The 19,564-nt window shown below is 73.8% G+C and carries 19 protein-coding genes; 13 read left to right on the forward strand and 6 right to left on the reverse strand.

Annotation, left to right across the window (positions count from 1 at the left end):
* The 4 genes from LNK82_RS29130 to LNK82_RS29145 form a co-directional block, all read right to left on the reverse strand.
* On the reverse strand, window positions 1–1,552 hold a 1,552-nt coding region (locus LNK82_RS29130; protein ID WP_504947829.1), incomplete at its 3' end, for an acyl-CoA dehydrogenase family protein.
* On the reverse strand, window positions 1,549–3,726 hold the full coding sequence (locus LNK82_RS29135; RefSeq protein WP_230570137.1) for a xanthine dehydrogenase family protein molybdopterin-binding subunit: 2,178 nt from the start codon (window positions 3,724–3,726) through the stop codon (window positions 1,549–1,551). The genes LNK82_RS29135 and LNK82_RS29130, both read right to left, overlap by 4 nt.
* Window positions 3,723–4,718 carry an FAD binding domain-containing protein gene (locus LNK82_RS29140; RefSeq protein ID WP_230570138.1) on the reverse strand — a complete coding sequence of 332 codons (996 nt, stop codon included), beginning with the start codon at window positions 4,716–4,718 and terminating at the stop codon, window positions 3,723–3,725. The genes LNK82_RS29135 and LNK82_RS29140 overlap by 4 nt, the downstream gene beginning before the upstream one ends.
* Entirely contained in the window at window positions 4,715–5,197 is a 483-nt protein-coding gene (locus LNK82_RS29145; RefSeq protein WP_230570139.1) for a (2Fe-2S)-binding protein, read from the reverse strand. Before LNK82_RS29145 ends, LNK82_RS29140 begins: the two co-directional genes overlap by 4 nt.
* Before the next feature lie 178 nt (window positions 5,198–5,375).
* On the opposite strand from LNK82_RS29145, the gene LNK82_RS29150 reads away from it, so the two are divergent.
* The 3 genes from LNK82_RS29150 to LNK82_RS29160 are packed head-to-tail and all read left to right on the forward strand — an operon-like array spanning window position 5,376 to window position 8,037.
* Window positions 5,376–5,825 (forward strand): GNAT family N-acetyltransferase, encoded by a 450-nt coding sequence (locus LNK82_RS29150; protein ID WP_230570140.1) that lies wholly within the window; start codon window positions 5,376–5,378, stop codon window positions 5,823–5,825.
* 38 nt (window positions 5,826–5,863) lie between these two features.
* A complete protein-coding gene (locus tag LNK82_RS29155) occupies window positions 5,864–6,952 on the forward strand; it encodes an epoxide hydrolase family protein (protein WP_230570141.1) in 1,089 nt (362 codons plus the stop codon).
* Window positions 6,949–8,037, forward strand: a complete 1,089-nt coding sequence (locus tag LNK82_RS29160; RefSeq protein ID WP_230570142.1) for a winged helix DNA-binding domain-containing protein — start codon at window positions 6,949–6,951, stop codon at window positions 8,035–8,037. The genes LNK82_RS29155 and LNK82_RS29160 overlap by 4 nt, the downstream gene beginning before the upstream one ends.
* A 51-nt stretch (window positions 8,038–8,088) precedes the next feature.
* On the opposite strand, the gene rox is transcribed toward LNK82_RS29160, so the two are convergent.
* Window positions 8,089–9,513: a rifampin monooxygenase gene (rox, locus tag LNK82_RS29165; protein WP_230570143.1), complete on the reverse strand. Its 1,425-nt coding sequence runs from the start codon at window positions 9,511–9,513 to the stop codon at window positions 8,089–8,091.
* A gap of 244 nt (window positions 9,514–9,757) precedes the next feature.
* On the opposite strand from rox, the gene LNK82_RS29170 reads away from it, so the two are divergent.
* From LNK82_RS29170 to LNK82_RS29185, 4 genes are all read left to right on the forward strand, one after another.
* On the forward strand, window positions 9,758–10,198 hold the full coding sequence (locus LNK82_RS29170) for a MarR family winged helix-turn-helix transcriptional regulator (protein WP_230570144.1): 441 nt from the start codon (window positions 9,758–9,760) through the stop codon (window positions 10,196–10,198).
* An 8-nt stretch (window positions 10,199–10,206) separates the two neighbouring features.
* A complete protein-coding gene (locus LNK82_RS29175; protein ID WP_230570170.1) occupies window positions 10,207–11,169 on the forward strand; it encodes a zinc-binding dehydrogenase in 963 nt (320 codons plus the stop codon).
* Window positions 11,170–11,264: 95 nt separating this feature from the next.
* Window positions 11,265–11,621 carry a YciI family protein gene (locus LNK82_RS29180; RefSeq protein WP_230570145.1) on the forward strand — a complete coding sequence of 119 codons (357 nt, stop codon included), beginning with the start codon at window positions 11,265–11,267 and terminating at the stop codon, window positions 11,619–11,621.
* 1 nt (window position 11,622) lies between these two features.
* Window positions 11,623–12,873 carry an RNA polymerase sigma factor gene (locus LNK82_RS29185; protein ID WP_230570146.1) on the forward strand — a complete coding sequence of 417 codons (1,251 nt, stop codon included), beginning with the start codon at window positions 11,623–11,625 and terminating at the stop codon, window positions 12,871–12,873.
* Here the strand turns inward: LNK82_RS29185 and LNK82_RS29190 are convergent.
* The gene (locus LNK82_RS29190) at window positions 12,830–13,873 is read right to left on the reverse strand and encodes a threonine aldolase family protein (protein WP_230570147.1); all 1,044 of its coding nucleotides are present in this window, start codon (window positions 13,871–13,873) and stop codon (window positions 12,830–12,832) included. The two genes, LNK82_RS29185 and LNK82_RS29190, sit on opposite strands and share 44 nt — an antisense overlap.
* Window positions 13,874–13,969: 96 nt before the next feature.
* On the opposite strand from LNK82_RS29190, the gene LNK82_RS29195 reads away from it, so the two are divergent.
* From LNK82_RS29195 to LNK82_RS29220, 6 genes are all read left to right on the forward strand, one after another.
* The gene (locus tag LNK82_RS29195) at window positions 13,970–14,524 is read left to right on the forward strand and encodes an antibiotic biosynthesis monooxygenase (RefSeq protein WP_230570148.1); all 555 of its coding nucleotides are present in this window, start codon (window positions 13,970–13,972) and stop codon (window positions 14,522–14,524) included.
* On the forward strand, window positions 14,508–15,083 hold the full coding sequence (locus LNK82_RS29200) for a pyridoxamine 5'-phosphate oxidase family protein (protein ID WP_230570149.1): 576 nt from the start codon (window positions 14,508–14,510) through the stop codon (window positions 15,081–15,083). The genes LNK82_RS29195 and LNK82_RS29200 overlap by 17 nt, the downstream gene beginning before the upstream one ends.
* A gap of 62 nt (window positions 15,084–15,145) precedes the next feature.
* Entirely contained in the window at window positions 15,146–15,649 is a 504-nt protein-coding gene (gene ybiA / locus LNK82_RS29205) for a riboflavin biosynthesis intermediates N-glycosidase (RefSeq protein WP_230570150.1), read from the forward strand.
* Between the two features lie 134 nt (window positions 15,650–15,783).
* Window positions 15,784–17,067: a GlnX family signal transduction membrane protein gene (locus LNK82_RS29210; RefSeq protein ID WP_230570151.1), complete on the forward strand. Its 1,284-nt coding sequence runs from the start codon at window positions 15,784–15,786 to the stop codon at window positions 17,065–17,067.
* Window positions 17,064–18,026: a glutamate ABC transporter substrate-binding protein gene (locus tag LNK82_RS29215; protein WP_230570152.1), complete on the forward strand. Its 963-nt coding sequence runs from the start codon at window positions 17,064–17,066 to the stop codon at window positions 18,024–18,026. The genes LNK82_RS29210 and LNK82_RS29215 overlap by 4 nt, the downstream gene beginning before the upstream one ends.
* 1 nt (window position 18,027) lies before the next feature.
* Window positions 18,028–19,089 carry a hypothetical protein gene (locus LNK82_RS29220; protein ID WP_230570153.1) on the forward strand — a complete coding sequence of 354 codons (1,062 nt, stop codon included), beginning with the start codon at window positions 18,028–18,030 and terminating at the stop codon, window positions 19,087–19,089.
* Window positions 19,090–19,564 lie beyond the last annotated feature (475 nt).

The following is a 19,564-nucleotide window of genomic DNA, read 5'->3' on the forward strand; positions in this document are numbered from 1 at the left end:
ACCCGCGGGGGTGCCCGCCCACCCGCTCCCCGCAGTCCTGCTCTAACCGGGCGCCCCCCCGCGGCCGGGACTCCTCCGGCAGCGCCGGGGCGTGCCACTCGTCGTGCAGGATCTCGGCCGCGCCGCGGGCCGCGTGGGCCTCGGCGTACCGCTGCGCCAGTTCGGTCCGGTCGTTCCAGGTGTCGAAGGGGACGGCGCCGTCCACGCGGTCCACGCGCAGACCGGCGGTGAGCTCGGCGTGCAGCAGCCGTTCCCGGCCGCGCAGGAGCCTCCCCCAGTCGTCCGGCGCGTCCTGCTTCCGCGGCGGGACGTGGTCCGGGTCGGTGGCCATCGCCCAGGCGGCGTCCATCAGGAGCAGTCGGTTGTCGCCGCCGGCGGACTGGAAGGCCATCGTCAGCCCCTGGTAGCCGATCAGGCGGTTCTCCGAGAAGAAACCGATGGCGCCGCTCGCCGACCGGCACCGGTTCACGGCCGCGTCGGCGAGCACGCTGACCGTGACCTTGTTCAGCCCCAGCTCGCGCTGCGCCGCGGCGGACAGGCCGGTGCGCGGACCACCCGCCGGTGGGATCGTCCAGCACCGCTCGGTGTCCCGCCGGGCGATGACGGTCGCCGCCAGGGCGGCGGCCAGGGCGCCGAACAGCAGGCGTTGCTGGTTGAGGTGGTCGACGGCGGCGACGTTGCCGGCCAGCCGGTCGAGCGTGCGGCGGTGGCGGGCGCGGGTCAGCGCGAGCGCGGAGCCGGCGCGGGCCACGGCGGCCAGCCCGGCCGTGATGGCGCCCCAGCCGAACCGGCCCATGCTCATGCTGCGCCGGCTGCGGGCTTCGGGCCCGTCCAGCGGGTCGTGGAACGAGCCGTCCTCGGCGATGGTCGCGCCGTCGGCGAGCCAGCGCCGGTACGGCACCCGGACCCGGTCGAACCGGACGGTCGCGTAGTCCAGCGGGAGCAGCGCGGTCGGTGGTCGCGGCTCGATCGTGACGCCCGGGCACGGGCCGTGCTCGTCGCGCAGGGCGACGAGGAACAGCGCGGTCCCCCGGTCCGCGCCGTCGACCACGAGCCTCGCGCTGACCGCGGCGAGCCGGGCGATGCCGGGCGCGCCGGCGGTGGCCGGGTACTTCGCCGCCTCCGCGACCGGGGTGGACAGCACGAACTCTCGGGTGGCCGGGTCGTAGACCGCCTCGGTGTGGGTGCGGGAGTTGCTGTTGCCGTGGCCGAGCTCGGCCAGCAGCGCGCCACCGATCCACCGGCCCGAGGCGAGCGCCGCCACGTCTTCCCGGTCCGCGCCCTGGTCCAGGGCGGCGCCCAGGGCCATGCAGTGGTGCAGGAACAGCGCGAAGAACAGGCTCGGGTCGACCATCGCGGACAGTTCCAGCAGCGTCCGGAGTCGAGCGGGGTCGGCCAGCAGCAGCGGCCCGTCGTCGCCCGACTCGGCGTGCAGTCGGCGCAGCCGCAGGTACGGCGAGGCCAGGTCCCCCGCCGGCTGCGCCGAGGTCGGCTGCGCGTCGGCGACCAGCGCGGCGAGGACGCGGTCCGACTGTTCCGGAGCGCCGCTCACAGCAGCTTGTCCAGGGTGATCGGCAGGTCGCGGACGCGCTTGCCGGTGGCGTGGTGGACGGCGTTCGCCACCGCGGCGGCGGCGCCGGTGATGCCCACCTCGCCCGCGCCGCGGATGCCGAACGGCATGGTCGGGTCCGGTTCGTTCAGGAACGACACGTCGATCGGCGGCACGTCGGGGTGCACCGGGACGTGGTACTCGGCCAGGCTGGGGTTCATGATCCGCCCGGTGCGCGGGTCGACGAGCGACTGCTCGGACAGGGCCATGCCCAGCCCCATCACGATCCCGCCGCGCAGCTGGCTGCCCGCCGTCTTCGGGTTGACCACGGTGCCGATGTCGAACACGCCGACCCACCGCGACACCCGCACCTCGCAGGTGTCCGGGTCGACCCGCACCTCGCAGAAGTGCGCGCCCGTCGCCGCCCGCACCAGGTGCGAGTCGCGCATCATCATCGCCATGAACCGCTCCGGGCCGGTCATGCGGCCGGCCGGGGTGTCCGGTCCGACGGAGGCCTCGACGTGGGGCACGCCGGCCTTGGCGATGATCTCGGCGCGGCCGTCGCCGCCGGTCCGCTCCGCCATGGCCCGCAACGTCCGCTCGATCTCCGCGGCCGCCTCCAGCACCGCGCCGGCGATGCTCGCGGTCTGGATCGACACGTTCGCGCCGGGGGACGGCGGCAGCGCCGAGTCGCCGTACTCCACGCGGACAGCGTCGACCGGCACGCCGAGCGCGTCGGCCGCGACCTGGGCCAACGCGGTCGCCGCGCCCATGCCCATCTCCTGGAAACCGCAGCGCACCAGCACGGTCCCGTCGGCCGACAGCCGCACGGTCACGTCCGCCGGGAACTGGTAGGACGGGTGGTAGGCCGACGCCACGCCCATGCCGACCAGCCACCGCCCGTCCCGCATCGAGCCCGGCCGCGGGGTCCGCTCGTGCCAGCCGAACCTGGCCGCGCCCCGCGCGTACACCTCGCGTTGCCGCCGGCGGGCGAACGCCCGGCCGTCGAGCGGGTTCACGTCCGGTTCGTTGCGCATCCGCAGCTCGACCGGGTCGACGTCCAGCTCGTGGGCGAGCTCGTCGATCGCGGACTCCAGCGCGAACGTGCCGATCGCCGCGCCCGGCGCCCGCATGAAGGCGTTCGACACCAGGTCAAGCTGCACCAGGAGCTGGCGGGTGAGGATGGTGTCGGCGGCGTAGGCGTGGCGGGACTGCTCGGTGATCTGCTCGGGGATGCCGCCGACGTGGCCGATGCGGCTGGTGCTGGTGTGCACCAGCGCGGTCAGCCTGCCGTCCCGGGTCGCGCCGAGGGCGACCCGCTGGATCGACGGCGTCCGCCCGCCCACGGTGCGGTACACGCCTTCGCGGGTGAGCGCCAGCCGCACCGGCCGGCCGGTCGCGCGTGCCGCCAGCGCGGCGAGGACGGTGCCGGCCCAGATCGAGCCCTTGCCGCCGAACGCGCCGCCGACGAACGGCGCGAGCACCCGCACGTTCTCCACCGGGACGCCGAAGCTCACCGCGAGGTGGGTGCGGAACCAGTCGATCGACTGCGTCGAGTCGTGCACGGTCAGCCGGTCGCCGTCCCACACCGCGGTCGTGGCGTGGGGTTCGATCGCGTTGTGCTGGTGCTGCGGCGTGGTGTAGCGCCGGTCCACCGCGACCGGGGCGGCCGCCAGCGCCGCCTCCGCGTCGCCCTTGCCCGCCTCGCCCTGCGTCAGCGGGCTGTTCGGTTGCGGCCACGCGCCCGGCTCCGCCGCCGCGAAGTCCACGGCGGCGTCGACGGTCTCGTACTCGGCGCGGACGAGGGCGGCGGCTTCCTGCGCGGCGGCCAGCGTCTCCGCGACGACGACCGCGATCGGCTCGCCGTCCCAGTGCACCTCGTCGCTTCCCAGGTACCGGACGAAGGTGCCGGTGAAGAGCGTGTTGAAGTCGAGGGGGTTGAGCTCGGGCGGCGGTTGCAGCGGCGGCGCGTTGCGGTGGGTGAGCACGGCCACCACGCCCGGCACCGCGCCCGCCGCGGCGGTGTCCAGGGCGGTGATCCGGCCGCGGGCGATCGTCGCGTGCACGAGCGCCGCGTGCGTGAGGCCGGGGTGGGTGTGCTCGGCGGCGAACCGGGCCGTGCCCGTCGTCTTGACGTCGCCGTCGACGCGGTCGAGCGGTTGTCCGATGACGGTCATGCCGCGCTCCCACCGGTGAGCAGTCGCCGCAGCGTCGTCACGATCGTGCGCCGCGCGAGTTCGACCTTGAAGGCGTTCTGCTCGGTGGCGGTGGCCGAACCCAGCTCCGCGTCGGCGGCCAGGCGGAACGACTCGTCGGTCGCCGGCCTGCCGAGGAGCGCCCGTTCGGCCTCCGTGGCCCGCCACGGTTTCGTGCCCACGCCGCCCAGCGCGAGCCGGACCTCGGTGACCACGCCGTCGTCGACGCGCAACGCCGCGGCGACCGAGACGAGGGCGAACGCGAAGGCCGCCCGGTCGCGCACCTTCCGGTAGCGCGAGTTCGCGGCGACGGGCGCGGGTGGCAGTTCGACGGCCGTGATCAGCTCGTCCGCGGCCAGCGCCGTCTCGACGTGCGGCGCGTCGCCGGGCACCCGGTGGAACTCGGCGATCGGGATGCGCCGGACGCCGCGCGTGCTCTCCACCTCGACGGTCGCGTCGAGCAGCACCAGCGCGACGGCCATGTCGGAGGGGTGGGTCGCGATGCAGTGGTCGCTCACGCCGAGCACGGCGCTGCCCCGGGAGAACCCGCCGATCGCGTCGCAGCCGCTGCCGGGTGCGCGCTTGTTGCACCTGGCGGCCTCGTCGTAGAAGTACAGGCAACGGGTGCGTTGCAGCAGGTTCCCGCCGACGGTGGCCATGTTCCGCAACTGCGGGGACGCGCCGTTGAGGATCGCCTGCGCCAGCACGGGGTAGCGGGTCCACACCAGCGGATCGGCGGCGACGCCGCTGTTGGTCGTGAGCGCGCCGATGCGCAGCCCGCCGTCGGGCAGTTCCTCGACACCGGCCATCGGCAGCCTGCTGATGTCCACCACGGTGTCGGGCTGCTCGATCCGCTCGCGCATGAGGTCGACCAGGTTCGTCCCGCCGGCGAGGAACTTCACGCGGTCCCCGTCCGCGATCGCCCGCAGCGCGGTGGCCGTGTCCGGCGCGGCGACGTAGGAGAACGACTTCATTCCGCGACCTCGCGGATCGCCGAGACGATGCCGTTGTAGGCGCCGCACCGGCACAGGTTGCCGCTCATCCGCTCCCGGACCTCCTCGTCGGACAGCTCCGCGCCGGGCAGCTCGTCGGTGACCGCGCTGGGCATGCCGTTCTTGTGCTCGTCGAGCATCCCGATCGCCGAGCAGATCTGGCCGGGCGTGCAGTAGCCGCACTGGAGCCCGTCGGCCCGCACGAACGCCCGCTGCAACGGGTGGTCGACGCCTTCGATGGTGGTGATCTCCCGGCCGGCGTACTGGACCGCGAGCGCCAGGCACGAATTGATCCGCTCGCCGTCGGACAGCACCGTGCACGCGCCGCACGCGCCCTGGTCGCAGCCCTTCTTCGTGCCGGTCAGCCCGAGGTGGTCGCGCAGCGCGTCGAGCAGGCTCACGTGTGGCTGGATGTCCAGCCGGTGCTCGGATCCGTTGATCCGCAGCGCGATCTCGACCATTTCTTCCCCTCCGGGCGGCTCGTCGCACGAAGCTAGTTCGGGACGCGGGAGGGGGTCTACTCGCAGCTTGCGCAATCTCGGAGTAGACCCGGGGTCGACGCCCACCGGCGAACACGGCGTTCCGCGGTCGATCGGACCGGGTAACCGGGCGGATCACCTCGTGGGAAAGGATGACCGCATGATCGTTCCCCTGGACCTCACCGACGACGACACGGCGAAGGCCGTGCACCGGATCGCCGCGCAGTCGTACGCGGTCGAGGCGGAGTTGATCGGGAGCACGACGATACCCGGGTTGCACGAGTCGGTGGACGACATCCGGAGACTGCCGCTGCGGTGGCTCGGCGGGTACGTCGACCACGACCTGGTGGCGTTCGTCGGCTACGCGAAGGTCGACGGCGTGCTGGACATCGACCGGCTGTGCGTGGCGCCGAGCCACTTCCGGCTCGGGTTCGCCAGACGGCTGGTGGAGCAGGTGCTGGCCGAGGGCGGGCCGGCGATCGTGTCGACGGGTGCGGCGAACGCGCCCGCCATCGCCTTGTACGAAGGGCTGGGGTTCCGGTTGGTCGACACGGTGGTGGTCGAAGGCGGGCTGCGGATCGCCCAGTTCGGGCACCCAGGGTCGATCTAGGACGGATCCTGTCCTACCCGGCTCCTAGGGTCGGTGCCGTGACCGAGATCGAAGAGTTCCGCATCGCCGTCCCGCAGGCCGACCTGGACGACCTCGCCGACCGCCTCGCCCGCGCCCGCTGGGTGGAGCCGCTGCCCGGCGAGGGGTGGGAGCGCGGGGTGCCGGTGGACTACCTGCGCGACCTGGCCGAGCACTGGCGCACGGGGTTCGACTGGCGGGCGCACGAGGCGCGGTTGAACGCCTTCCCGCAGTTCACCGCGGAGGTCGACGGGCTGGACGTGCACTTCCTGCACGTGCGCAGCGACGACGCCGACGCGCTGCCGCTGCTGCTGGTGCACGGGTGGCCGAACACGTTCGTCGAGTTCGTGGACGCGCTGGAGCACCTGCGGGACTTCCACGTGGTGGTGCCGAGCATCCCGGGCTTCGGGTTCTCCGGGAAGCCGACCGGGCCGTTCGACGTCGCCCGCGCGGGCCGGGTGTTCGCCGGGCTGATGGCGCGGCTGGGGTACGGGCGGTACGGCGTGCAGGGAGGTGACCTCGGCGCCTACATCGCGCCGGAGGTGGCGAAGGCCGCGCCGGAGCACGTGGTCGGGGTGTTCGTGAACGGTGGTCTGGGGTTCCCCACCGAGGCGGACCTGCCCGAGCTGACCGAGGATGAGCGGGTGTTCTACCACCGGATGCAGGAGTGGGCCGGCGGGGGCGTCGACCACCACGCGCTGCTGCGGGCCGCGCCGCAGACCTTCGCGCTGGGGTGGCACGACTCGCCGGTGGCGCTGCTGGCGTGGCTGATGCAGAAGTTCCAGGAGTTCACGATCACGGTGGACTCCCCGGAGCTGGCCATCGACCGCGACCTGCTGCTGGTCAACGCGACCTTGTACTGGCTGACCGGCACGGCGGGGTCCTCGTCGTGGTTCATGTACGACAACGAGCGGTTCGGGTGGCCGGAAGGGCAGGAGCTGGTGCCGACGGGCGTCTACAGCGGTCCGCCCGCGATCCGGCGGCTGGCCGACCGGCACAACGACATCGTGCACTGGCCGGGGGAACGGCCCGGCGGGCACTTCGTGGCGATGGAGGTGCCCGGGGTGTTCGCGGCCGAGGTGCGCGCGTTCTTCGGGAAGGTGCGATGAACCGGGTGATCGGCCGGCGGTTGCGCCGGCACTCGTTGCTGGCGCGGTCGGCCGACCCGGCGGCGGTGGTGCGGGCGATGTGCGGCGCGCACGCCCAGGTGATGTCGGCGGCGGAGATGTCGATCGGGGTCCGCACGACCCTGACCCGGCAGCAGGTGCGGGACGCGCTGTGGGTGGACCGCACGGTGGTGAAGACTCGCGGGCCGCGCGGCACGGTGCACCTGCTGCCCGCGGCGGACCTGCCGATGTGGACGGGTGCGTTGGCGCAGTTGCCGCAACGGCTGCAGTTGCTGACCGAGCAGCAGACGGCCGAGGTGGTGGCGGCGATCGCGGACGCGTTGCGGGACGACGAGCTGACCGGTGACGAGTTGACCGAGGCGGTGGTCGCGCGCACCGGCGCGTGGGCGGGCGACCGGGTGATGGAGGCGTTCGGCGGGACGCCGTGGCCGCGGTGGGTGGAGGCGATGGGCGTGGCGTCGAACCTCGGCGCGATGTGCTTCGCGCCGAACAAGGGCCGCAAGACCGCCTACACGAGCCCGCAGCGGTGGCTGCCGGGTTTCGCGCCGGCCGCGGACGGCGCGGTCGCCCTGCTGCACGCCTATCTGAGGTCCTATGGGCCGGCGACGCAGGCGCACTTCGCGAAGTGGCTGGCCGCGCCGAAGCGGTGGGTGGACGCGGTGTTCGAGCGGGCGGACCTGGAGCAGGTGGACGGCGGGTGGGTGGTGCGCGGCGACACGTCGTGGCCGGAGGAGCCGCCGGCCGGGGTGCGGCTGCTCCCCTACTTCGACGCGTACGTGGTGGGCAGCCACCCGCGCGAGGTGGTGTTCCCTGGTCGGGCGGCCGAGCGGGCGTTGTGGGGCGGGCAGGCGGGGAACTTCCCGGTGCTGCTGGTGGACGGCGTGGTGGCCGGGGTGTGGCACCAGAAGCGGTCGGGTCGGCGGATCGTGGTCACGGTGGAGCCGTTCGCGCCGCTGTCCCGGGCGCACGCCGCCGAGCTGGACCGCGAGGTGGCGTGGGTCGGCGAGTTCCTGGAGGGACGGCCGGAGCTGACCGTCGGCACGGTGTCGGTCGGCGGGCACGCCTGACCGGGCGTCGGGCAGGCCACGTCGCGGGGTGCCTGCCCGACGCCCGGGTGCTCAGGCGGCGGCGCCGAACCACGTGGGCAGGTGGCCGACCAGGTCGTCCTGGTCTTCGCCGACCCACGCGACGTGCCCGTCCGGGCGCAGCAGCACGGCGGGCGCGTCGAGTTCCTCGCTGACGTCCACGACGTGGTCGACGCGGTCCGCCCAGCCCGCGGCGGAGAGCCGGCCGGTCTGGTCGAGCAGCAGGCCGCGGCCTCCGTGCATCAGCCCGTAGAGGCGCCCGTGCTTGAGCTGCACGTCGCGCAGACGTCGGCCGAGCAGTTCGTGCCCCTCGCCGAAGTCGTAGCGGATCGCGGTCGCGGTGATCTTCTCGGTCAGGTGGCGGTTCACCTCGTCGAAGTCCATCAGCTCCGACAGCAGCCGGCGCACCGCCTGCGCACCCGGTTCGAGGGACATCAGCTGCATCTGCGCGCGCGTGTTGTCCAGCACGGCGGCGGCCACCGGGTGCCGTTCGGAGTGGTAGCTGTCCAGCAGCCCCTCCGGCGCCCAGCCGTCGACCTCGGCGGCCAGCTTCCAGCCCAGGTTGAACGCGTCCTGGACGCCGAGGTTGAGCCCCTGCCCGCCGACCGGCGGGTGGACGTGCGCGGCGTCGCCGGCCAGCAGGACCCGGCCGGTGCGGTAGCGCTCGGCCTGCCGGGTGGCGTCGCCGAAGCGGGAGAGCCAGCGCGGCGAGTGCACGCCGAAGTCGGTGCCCGCGACCGCCAGCAGCTGCCGCTTGAACTCCTCCAGGGTCGGCGGCACGGTGCGGTCCTCGGCCACCCCTTCGGCGGGCACGATGACGCGGTGCGCCCCGTCCCCGAGGGGCATGAGGCCGAACCGGGTCTGCGTCTTGCGGACTTCGGCCACCACGGCGGCCACCGTCTCCGGCGGCGCCGTCACCTCCATCTCGCCCAGCAGCGTCTCGGTCCTGCTCGGCTCGCCGGGGAAGTCCACGCCGAGCAGCTTGCGCACCGTGCTGCGACCGCCGTCGCAGCCGACGAGGTAGCGGGCGCGCAGCCGGGCGCCGTCGGCCAGCCCGACGGTCACGCCGTCGTCGTCCTGGCTCAGCCCGACCAGTTCGCTGCCGCGTCGGATCTCGGCGCCCAGTTCGGTGGCGCGCTCGGCGAGCAGGCGGTCGGTGGTGGGCTGCGGGATGCCGAGGACGTACGGGTGTGCGGTGTCGAGCCCCTGCGGCGGCGGCTTGGGGATGCCGGCGAAGAACCCGCCGACCGGGTGCCGCTGCCCGAGGGCGAGGAACCGCTCCAGCAGCCCGCGCTGGTCCATCACCTCGACGCTGCGGGCGTGCAGGCCGAGCGCCCGGACGACGGTCGTCGGCTCGGTCGCCTTGTCCAGCACGAGCACGTGCACGTCGTGCAGCCGCAGTTCGCCGGCCAGCATCAGGCCGGTCGGTCCGCCGCCGACGACGATCACGTCGATCATGAAACCCCCTGGTTGACCACGAGTCGCATTTCGGTCGATTCCGCTTTTCCGCCGAACCCCCGCGTTTTCGCAGGTCCCGGCGTCGAGTGGAGAGTGTGCGGCACGACCCGGGTCTTGCCGCAAGACCCCCGGTGCGCTATAAGTTGGCAATGGCGAGGAGTGGTTTTCCTCCTTGCCATTGCCTCGCGCGGGCCTGCGGCCATTCATTGTTGGCAGGGCCAACAAGTCGGTAGGATGCGGTCGCATGGAGACCTCAGGCGCGCCCCGGCGGCTGCGCGGCGCGACGAGTTGGCTGCTCGGCCAGGCCACGACGCACGCGGCGCGGCTCGTGTCGGAGGCGTTGGGCGCGGTCGGCGCGCGGCGCTACCACTACTCGCTGCTGGCCGCGTTGGACGAGTTCGGCCCGGCCAGCCAGGCGGAGCTCGGGCGGCGGGGCGGGCTGGACCGCAGCGACGTGGTGGCCACCGTGAACGAGTTGGCCGAGAAGGGCGCCGTGGAGCGCCACCCGGACCCGGACGACAAGCGGCGCAACATCGTGACCATCACCCCGTCGGGGGTGGCACACCTGCGTCACCTGGACCGCGTGGTGGGGCAGGCTCAGGAGACGCTGCTGGCGCCGTTGTCCGCGGCCGAGCGCGAGGAGTTGGTCCGCGTGCTGAACGTGGTCCTGGAGCACCAGGGATGACCGGGTCGATGCGCGCGGTCGTGCTGAGCGGGCCCGGTCCGGTGGAGAACCTGGCCGTGGCGGAGCTGCCGGTGCCGCAGCCGCCGCCGGGGTGGGTGCGGGTGAAGGTGGGCGCGTTCGGCCTGAACCGGTCGGAGCTGCACACCCGGTTGGGCCTGGCGGAGGGCGTGACGTTCCCGCGCGTGCCGGGCATCGAGGCGGTGGGCGTGGTGGACAGCGACTGCGACCTGCCGACCGGGCAACGGGTGGCGGCGATGATGGGCGGCATGGGCCGGGTGTTCGACGGCGGGTACGCCGAGTACACCGTCGTGCCGCGCGAGCTGCTGATCCCGTTCGCCTCGGACCTGCCATGGGAGGTGCTGGGCGCGGTGCCGGAGACGTTGCAGACCGCGTACGGCTCGCTGACCACGGGCCTGGACCTGCGGGCCGGCCAGTCGCTGCTGATCCGCGGCGGCACGTCGGCGCTCGGCTTCGCCACCACCGCGCTGGCCAACGACATCGGCGCGACGGTGCTGGCCACGACCCGCCGCGCGGACCGGCTCGACGTGCTGCGCGAGCACGGCGTGGCGCACCCGCTGGTGGACGACGGCGCGGTGGCCGGCCGCGTGCGCGAGCTGTTCCCCGACGGGGTGGACGCGGCGTTGGAGCTGGTCGGCACGCCGACGTTGCCGGACACGCTGGCGGCGACGAGGGTGCACGGCACGGTGTGCTTCACCGGGATGCTGTCGAACGAGTGGGTCGTGCCCGACTTCTACCCGATCGGGTACCTGCCCAAGGGCGTGCGGCTGACCGCGTACGGCGGCGAGAGCTCCGACCTGCCCGCGGAGGTGCTGCAACGGTTCCTCGACCAGGTCGCGGGCGGTGAGGTGTCGCTCGGCCCGACCACGGTCTACCGGTTGGAGGAGATCCGGCAGGCGCACGACGACCTGGAGCACGGCCGCCGGGTCGGCAAGCTCGTCGTGCTGCCCTGACGATTCGTCCCGAGAATGTCCCCCGCGTCGTGTCGATGTGGTGCTCCGCCGTTCGTGTAGGGGGTGCGGAGACACCCCGACCTGAGGAGCACGAGATGACCCAGTACCTGATCAGCGTGATCGAGCCGGCCGGCTACGACATCCCCGAGCCCGAGGCCCTGGAGCGGATCATGAAGGACGTCCAGGCGGTGGACGCCGACATGCGGCAGGCCGGTGTGTGGGTGTTCGCGGGCGGCCTGCACGCCCCGGAGACGGCGACCACGCTGCGGCCGGACGCGAACGGCGAGCTGGTCGTGACCGACGGGCCGTTCACCGAGAGCAAGGAGCACATCGGCGGGTTCAACATCATCGACGTCCCGGACCTGGACGCGGCGCTGGAGTGGGGTCGGCGGATGAGCGTGGCGTGCACGCTGCCGGTCGAGGTGCGGCCGTTCCAGGACTTCGTCGGCTGACGTGACGGCGGTCGAACGGGTCTTCCGGGCGGAGTACGGCCGGTCGGTGGCGGTCCTGGTCCGCGTCTTCGGTGACATCGACGTCGCCGAGGAGGCGGTCCAGGACGCGTTCGCCGAGGCCGTGCGGCGGTGGCCGGAGACCGGTGTGCCGCCGAGCCCGGCGGGCTGGATCATCACCACCGCCCGCAACCGGGCGATCGACCGGCTGCGCCGGGAGTCCACCCGGGACTCCCGGCAGGCCCAGGCCGCGTTGCTGCACGCCCGGGACGAGCGCGTGGAGGTGGACGCGGTGGGTGACGACCGGCTGCGGTTGATCTTCACGTGCTGTCACCCGGCGTTGAACCAGGCGGCCCGGGTGGCGTTGACGTTGCGGCTGCTCGGCGGGCTGTCCACGGCGGAGATCGCGCGGGCGTTCCTGGTGCCGGAGGCGACGATGGCGCAGCGGCTGGTGCGCGCGAAGGCGAAGATCCGGGACGCGCGGATCCCGTACCGGGTGCCGGGCGAGGCGGAGCTGCCCGACCGGCTGCGTGCCGTGCTGGCGGTGGTGTACCTGGTGTTCAACGAGGGGTACTCGGCCACTTCGGGCGGCGAGCTGGTGCGCGGGGACCTGTGCGCGGAGGCGGTGCGGCTCGGGCGGGTGCTGGCGGAATTGATGCCCGACGAGCCGGAGGTCGTCGGGCTGCTGGCGTTGATGCTGCTGGTGCACGGTCGGAGCCCGGCGCGCACCGGCCCGGACGGCGGCCTGGTGCGGTTGGCCGACCAGGACCGCTCGCGCTGGGACCGGGCGATGGTGGCCGAGGGGCGGGAGCTGGTGCGGCGGTGCCTGCGCCGCAACCGGCCCGGCCCCTACCAGGTGCAGGCGGCGATCAACGCGGTGCACAGCGACCCGCCGCCGACGGACTGGCGGCAGGTCGTGCTGCTCTACGACCACCTGCTGGCGTTGACGCCGAGCCCCGTGGTGGCGTTGAACCGGGCCGTCGCGGTGGCCGAGGTCGACGGGCCGGCGGCGGCGTTGGCGCTGGTCGACGGCCTGGCGACGACGGGTGGCGCGACGGGTCGCCCGTCGATGGCGGGGTACCACCTGTTCCACGCCGTGCGCGCCGACCTGCTGCGCCGCCTCGGCCGGGATCCGGAGGCGGCGCGGGCGTACCGGCGGGCGTTGGAGCTGGCGGGCAACGACGCCGAGCGCGATTTGCTGCGCCGTCGGCTCAGCGCAGTCGCCGGATCAGCTCCGCCACCTCCCGCGGGGTGAAGTCGAGCGACACGACGCCGACGGTCAGCTCGATGCTGCACCGCGTCGGGTCGGGCGAGGACCTGGGCCGCCGCGGCAGCTCGACGCCGGTCTCGGCGAGGATCCGCTCGGCCGCGGCGGCGACGGCGTCCTTCGGCGCGGGGAGGTGGACGTGGAACATCGGCGTCTGCGGCACCAGCGGGCGGGTGGTCGCGTACCCGTCGGCGTTGATCGCGGCGGCGACGGCCACCGCGTGGTCGCGGAACTCGGCCATCCTGGGCAGCACCTCGTCCAGGCCCATCAGGGCGGTCACGGCGGCCGGCCACGAGTCCGGTGTCGCGCCGCCGAGCCTGCGCCGCCACACCGACGCGGCGTCGACGGTCTCCCGGTCGCCCGCCAGCACCGCGCCGCGCACGCCTTCGAGGCCCTTGTAGAGGGACACGTAGACGGTGTCGAACAGGTCGGCGATCTCGGCGAACGGCCGGTCGTAGTAGGTCTGCGCCTCCCACAGCCGGGCGCCGTCCATGTGCGCCGCGGCGCCGCGGTCACGTGCCCACTTCGTCTGCGCGACCAGGTCGTCCCAGGTGGGCAGGAGGCCGCCGAGGTCGCGTTGGGGCAGTTCGAGGAGCAGGGCGGCGAGCGGTTCGCGGACCTCGGCGAGGTCGTCCAGGGTGATCAGGCCCTCGCGGTCGCCGACGGCTTTGTGGCGCAGGCCGTGCACCGCGCTGTGAGCCTGTTCCTCCCAGACCGCGAGGTGGCTCTGGGGGTGGGCGGCGAACGTGCGGCGGCCGGTGCGTTCGAAGTGCACGCGCAGCGCGGTCTGCTGCGCCATGGTGCCGGTGGGGAAGAACAGGGCGGCGGGTTTGCCGAGCAGGTCGGCGATCCGCTGTTCCAACCGCGTGGTCGGCTCGTCCGGGGTGAGGCCGGGTTCGACGCGGTCGAGCATGCGGCGCAGCACCGCGTGCGGGTCCCGGCGGAGCCGGGAGTGCTGGACCAGGGAACGCCGGATCTCGGAGGTCATGGCGGGAGTCTGGGCGTTGTCGCCTCATATGTGCAACAACGTTCCCGGTCATCCGACTGATTCGGGCGTCGGCGCGCCGCGCCTAGCGTCGCCGGCATGGAGCTGACTCGACCTGATGCCGAACTCGTGCTCGTCCACCGCGGCCGCGTGCCGTTCGAGCCCCGGCCGGACGGTTTGCTGGACGCGCGGTGGCTGGAGCAGGTGGACGGTGGCGGTGTGGTGACCTATTCGCAGTGGTCGGACGCGGTGGAGGCGGGCGACGCGGTCGCCTACCGGCGCTATCGGTCCGGTCGTGAGGCCGCGGACGACCGGACGGTCGGGTGCGTGGTGCTGGTGTCGGTGGAGTTCGACCGGCCCCGGGTCGCCGAGGAGTGGGTCGACCTGGTGTTCACGGCGTTGGCCGCCGAGGAGGACCTGCACCCGGGCGGGATCTCGGCGCACTTCCACGTGAGCCTGGACGGGCTGCGGGTGCTGAACTACGCGGAGTGGACCTCGGCGCGGGCGCACGAGGAGGCGATGGCCCGCGGCAACGGGTCGGTCGGTGTGTCGGAGCCGTGGCGACGGGTGCACTCGTTCGCCGGCCTGAAGCACAGCGACGTCCGGCGCTACCGGGTCGTCGGCGATACTGGCGGCCATGGGGAAGACCTATGAACGGATCGAAGGACGCCTGCGCGAGTTCATCGAGGCGCAGCCGGTGTTCTTCACCGCCACCGCGCCGCTGGCCGCCGACGGGCACGTGAACCTGTCGCCGAAGGGCCGCCGCGGCACGTGGCGGGTGCTCGACGAGCAGCGGGTGGCGTACCTGGACTTCGGCGGCAGCCACGCCGAGACCATCGCCCACCTGCGGGAGAACGGCAGGATCACGCTCATGTGGTGCGCGTTCGACGGCCCGCCGAACATCGTGCGCGTGCACGGCACGGGTGAGCCGGTGTTCCGGGACGACCCGAGGTTCGCGGAGCTGGTGGCGGGGTTCGGTGACGCGGACGGGCCGGCGTTGCGCGCGGTTGTCGTGGTGACCGCGAAGCTGATCAGCGACACGTGCGGCTTCGCCGTGCCGTTCATGGACTACCGGGGCGAGCGGACGCTGCACGAGGAGTACTTCGGCCGCAAGACGGACGAGGAGTTCGCCGCGTACTGCGAGGGCAAGGACTTCAACGCGGTCAGCATGGACGGGCTGCCCGCGCTGCCCCTCCCCCTGCCGCCGCGCTAGTCCCCGCGCCCGCCGCCGGAAATCATGCCGTCGTCGGAGGAGACTGTGGCACCGTCTGCGCCGTGACCGAGTACCTGTTCTTCTGGGGGCACGAGGCGCGGCCGGGCGCGCCGGTCGGCAAGCAGTGCCTGAGCCAGTGGTGGGAGGCGCCGTTCACGGTCGACGGGCACTCCTACCGGACCGCCGAGCACTTCATGATGCGCGGCAAGGCGCTGCTGTTCGGCGACGAGGACACCGCCGACCGGGTGCTCGCGGCGCGCACTCCCGGCGAGGCGAAGGCGCTGGGCCGCCGGGTGCGCGGGTTCGCCGAGGACCGGTGGGTGGCGCACCGGCTCGACATCGTGGTGCGGGGCAACCTGGCGAAGTTCGGCGCGCACGACGACCTGCGCGAGTTCCTGCTGGCCACCGGCGACCGGGTGCTGGTGGAGGCGAGCCCGCTGGACCGGGTGTGGGGCATCGGCCTGGCCGCCGACGACGAGCGGGCGGCCGACCCCGCGTCCTGGCTGGGGCTGAACCTGCTCGGCGAGGCCCTCATGGAGGTGCGCGCCCGGCTCCGGCAGGGGTGATCGCGTCACCCGATGAGCTCGAACCGGTGGGCGCGTGCCGACCGGTTGAGTCCGTTCGCGTCCCGATTGGTGGAATTTCGATCTACGCTGTCTGAGCGGCGAGTGGCGCCGATCACCTCGGGAAGGGGGCGGTCGTGCTGGTCGAGGCTCAGCGCAACCGCGGCGCCCTGCGCCGGGTGACGGGTCTTGCGCGCAGCACGCCGGGCAGGTTGAGCATGCTGGCCCTGCTGCTCGTGGTGGTGAGCCTGCTGGTCGGGGCGTTGACCGCGACGTCGGTGCAGCGCCGGTCGGACGCGCTGGAGGCGTTGGCCGACCGCAGCGAGCCGCTGGCGTTCGCCGCCCAGGAGGTCTACCGGGCGATGGCGGACGCGGACGCCACGGCGTCGAGCGCGTTCCTGTCCGGCGGGGTGGAGTCGACCACGCTGCGCGGCCGGTACGAGGCGGACGTGGCGAAGGCCGCCGCGGCGTTGTCGGCGGCGACCAGCGAGATCACCCGCTCCCCCGAGCTCACCGAGGCGCTGTCGACGTTGTCGGGCCAGTTGCCGGTGTACACGGGCCTGGTCGAGACGGCCCGCGCGCACAACCGGCAGGGCAACCCGGTGGGCGCGGCGTACCTGCGCGAGGCCTCGGCGCTGATGCAGACGCGGCTGCTGCCCGCGGCGCGTGAGCTGTACGGGGTGGAGACCGGCAAGGTGGTGCGCGACCTGGAGGACGCCGGGTCGCTGCCGTGGCCGGAGCTCCTGCTGGGCGCGCTCGTGCTGGTGGTGCTGGTGCTCGTGCAGCGGTACCTGACCCGCCGGACGAACCGGGTGCTCAACCCGGGGCTGGTGGTGGCGACGGTGTTGACCGCGGTCTCGCTGCTGTGGGTGCTGGCGGCGAGCCTGCTGGTGGTCTACAACGCCTCGGCGAGCAAGAACGAGGCCACCCTGGTCGACCTGCTCGCGCGGGCCCGGATCGCGACGCTGACCGCGCGCGGCGACGAGACGTTGACGCTGGTGGCGCGCGGCAGCGGCACGACCTACGAGGCGGAGTACGTCGAGGCCGACAAGGTGCTGGACGACCTGCTGGGCCGGGTGCGGGTGATGAACGGGACGCCGCCGGTGGTCGAGGCGGTGGAGCACCACGCGCGGTGGCGGGAGGCGCACCACGAGGTCCGCCGGGCCGATGACGACGGCGACTACACGGCGGCGGTGGCGCTGGCGCTGGGTCGGGACGGGCAGGGCGCGGCCACGGCGTTCGACGCGTTGGACTCGGACCTGGTGGAGGCGATCGGCGCGGCGCGGGCGGAGCTGACCGACGCGATCGGACGGGCGCGGGCCGCGTTGGGCGGCGTGGTGCCCGCGGTGGTGGTGCTGGCGTTGTTGGCGGCGGCGGCCTCGGTGTCCGGGTTGTGGCAGCGGCTGAAGGAGTACCGATGAAACGGCTGCTCGCGGTGCTCGTGGTGGTGCTGGCGGCGTCGTGCGCGCCGGTGCCCAGTGGCGCGCCGCCGATCGGCGGCGGGTCGCCGATGCCGCCACGCCCGGCGGACGCGGTGGAGCTGACCGAGCCGCCCGGCACGGCCGACGTGCCGCCGGCGTCGTGCGACCCGACGGCGAGCCTGCGCCCGACCGGGCCGCTGCCGCCGCCGGGGCAGATGCCGGCCGGGTCGACCATGGCGGACATCCAGGCGCGCGGCCGGCTCGTCGTCGGCGCGGACCAGAACACCTACCTGATGGGGTTCCGCAACCCGTTCTCCGGCGAGCTGGAGGGCTTCGACGTCGACCTGGCGCGCGAGGTCGCGCGGGCGGTCTTCGGCGACCCGGGCGCGATCCAGTTCAAGGTGCTGACCTCCGAGCAGCGGATACCGACGTTGGAGCGCCACGAGGTCGACATCGTGGTGCGGACCATGACGACGACCTGCGAGCGTTGGCAGAAGGTGAACTTCTCGACGGTGTACCTGCAGGCGGGGCAGCGGGTGCTGGTGCCGTCGAACTCCGACGCCACGGGCATCGAGTCGCTCGGTGGCAAGCGGGTGTGCGCGACGAAGGGGTCGAGCTCGCTGGCCAACGTGGCCGCCGCCGCGTCGCGGCCCGTGCCGGTGTCGGTGACGCACTGGACGGACTGCCTGGTGATGCTGCAGCAGGGCCAAGTGGACGCGATCTCCACCGACGACACGATCCTGGCCGGGTTCGCCGCGCAGGACCCCTACACGAAGGTGGTGGGCCCCCAGTTCGCCGCCGAGCCGTACGGGATGGCGTTCCCGAAGGCCGACGAGGACTTCGTGCGGTTCGTGAACGCGCTGCTGGAGCGGCTGCGGGCGGACGGCACGTGGGCGCGGATCCACGAGCGGTGGCTCGGCGATCCCCCGGTTCCGCCCGTCGCGGTGTACCGGGACTGACATGGACGCCCTGGGCGAGGAGCTGGCGGCGTTCCGGCGGGAGAGCGACCGGGTGGCCGAGTCGTTGCTGGCGATGGAGGACCACCCGGGCCACCGGTTGCTGCGCGGCGCCGTGCTGACGGGCGGGTCGGCGCGGCGGTGGGAGGCGGCGAACGCCGGGATGGTGCGGCTGTGGGAGTGGTTCGACGCCTACCGGGCGTTGCTGCGGCAGGCGTCGGACGCGCGCGACCCGGCGGAGTTGGCCCGGTTGCTGCGCGAGCCTGCGATCGCGCTGCCGGAGGCGTCGGTGCGGACGTTGACGGGGCCGGTGGCGCGGCGGGTGACGTTGCGCGCGCTGGTGGAGCGGATGAAGTCGGAGTACGCGCAGGTCACGGCGGTGCTGACGGAGGCGCACGAGGCGTGGGGGCGGCGGCTGGCGGTGCTGGAGCCGTTGGCCGGGCAGGTGGCGGGGATCGACTCGCCGGCGGCGGACGGGCTGCGCGCGGAGGTGGCGCGGGCGCGGGCCCGTGCGGCGGCCGACCCGTTGACCCCCGATCCCGCGGTGGCGGATCTGGTCGCGCGGGTGGCCGAGGTGAGCGCGCTGCACCGGACGTTCTCGTCGCGGGTGGCGGCCCTGGCGCGGCTGGTCGCCGAGGTGGAGTCGGTGCGGGCGCGGGCGGCGGAGGTGCGGGTGGAGGTCGTGGCGAAGATCGCCGGCATCCACCCGCCGGTGCCTGCCGAGGATGTGGCCGGGGCACTCGACGGGCTGCGGGGACGTTTCCCGGACGTGGCGGAATCGGACGTGGCGGCCGTGGAGGCGGCGGTGGGCGCGGCGGTGACGCGGGTCCGGGAGGTGGAGGCGCACCTGACCGGGTCGCTGGACCGGCGTGCGGAGCTGCGCGGCCGGTTGGACGCCTACCGGGCGAAGGCGGCCGGGCGTGGGTTCGCCGAGGACGCGGAGCTGCTGGCGCTGCACCGGCGGGCTCGGGGCGTGCTGTTCGGCGCGCCGTGCGACTTGAACGCGGGGACGGTGGCGGTGCTGCGGTACCAGCGGGCGGTGCTGGCCAGGACGGAGGCCCGATGAGGACGTGTCCACGTGCCGGCTGCGGCGGGGCGATCGACGACGACGGTTTCTGCGACGTGTGCGGCCTGGAGGCCCCGGTCCTGGCGTCCACCGCGACAGCCGCCGCGCCGGGACGCGGTCCTGCGGCCGGTGACGCGGGTGGTGAGGCAGGCATCGGTGCGGGTGCGGGCGGGCAAGGGGCCGGTGCGGTGGGTGGCAGGCCCGCCGGCCCGGGAGGCGGTGCGGCGGGTAGCGGTGCGGCGGGCGGTCGGCGTGGTGGGGCGGGAGCCGGCGGTAGGGCCCAGGTCGGTGCGGCGGGCGGTGGGTCGGGAGTCGTCGGTGGAGCCGACAGCGGGCCTGCCACCGGCGCATACCCCGGACCTGAGGCGCCCAGCGGTTCCGACATCGGTTCCGACAGTGGGCAGGCCACGGGCGCTTACCCCAGGCCTGGTTCCGACATCGGAGCGGCCACCGGCGCGTACCCCGCACTCGGTAC

This window comes from Saccharothrix luteola (assembly GCF_020859565.1).
In the GTDB taxonomy this organism is placed as follows: Bacteria; Actinomycetota; Actinomycetes; order Mycobacteriales; family Pseudonocardiaceae; genus Actinosynnema; species Actinosynnema luteola.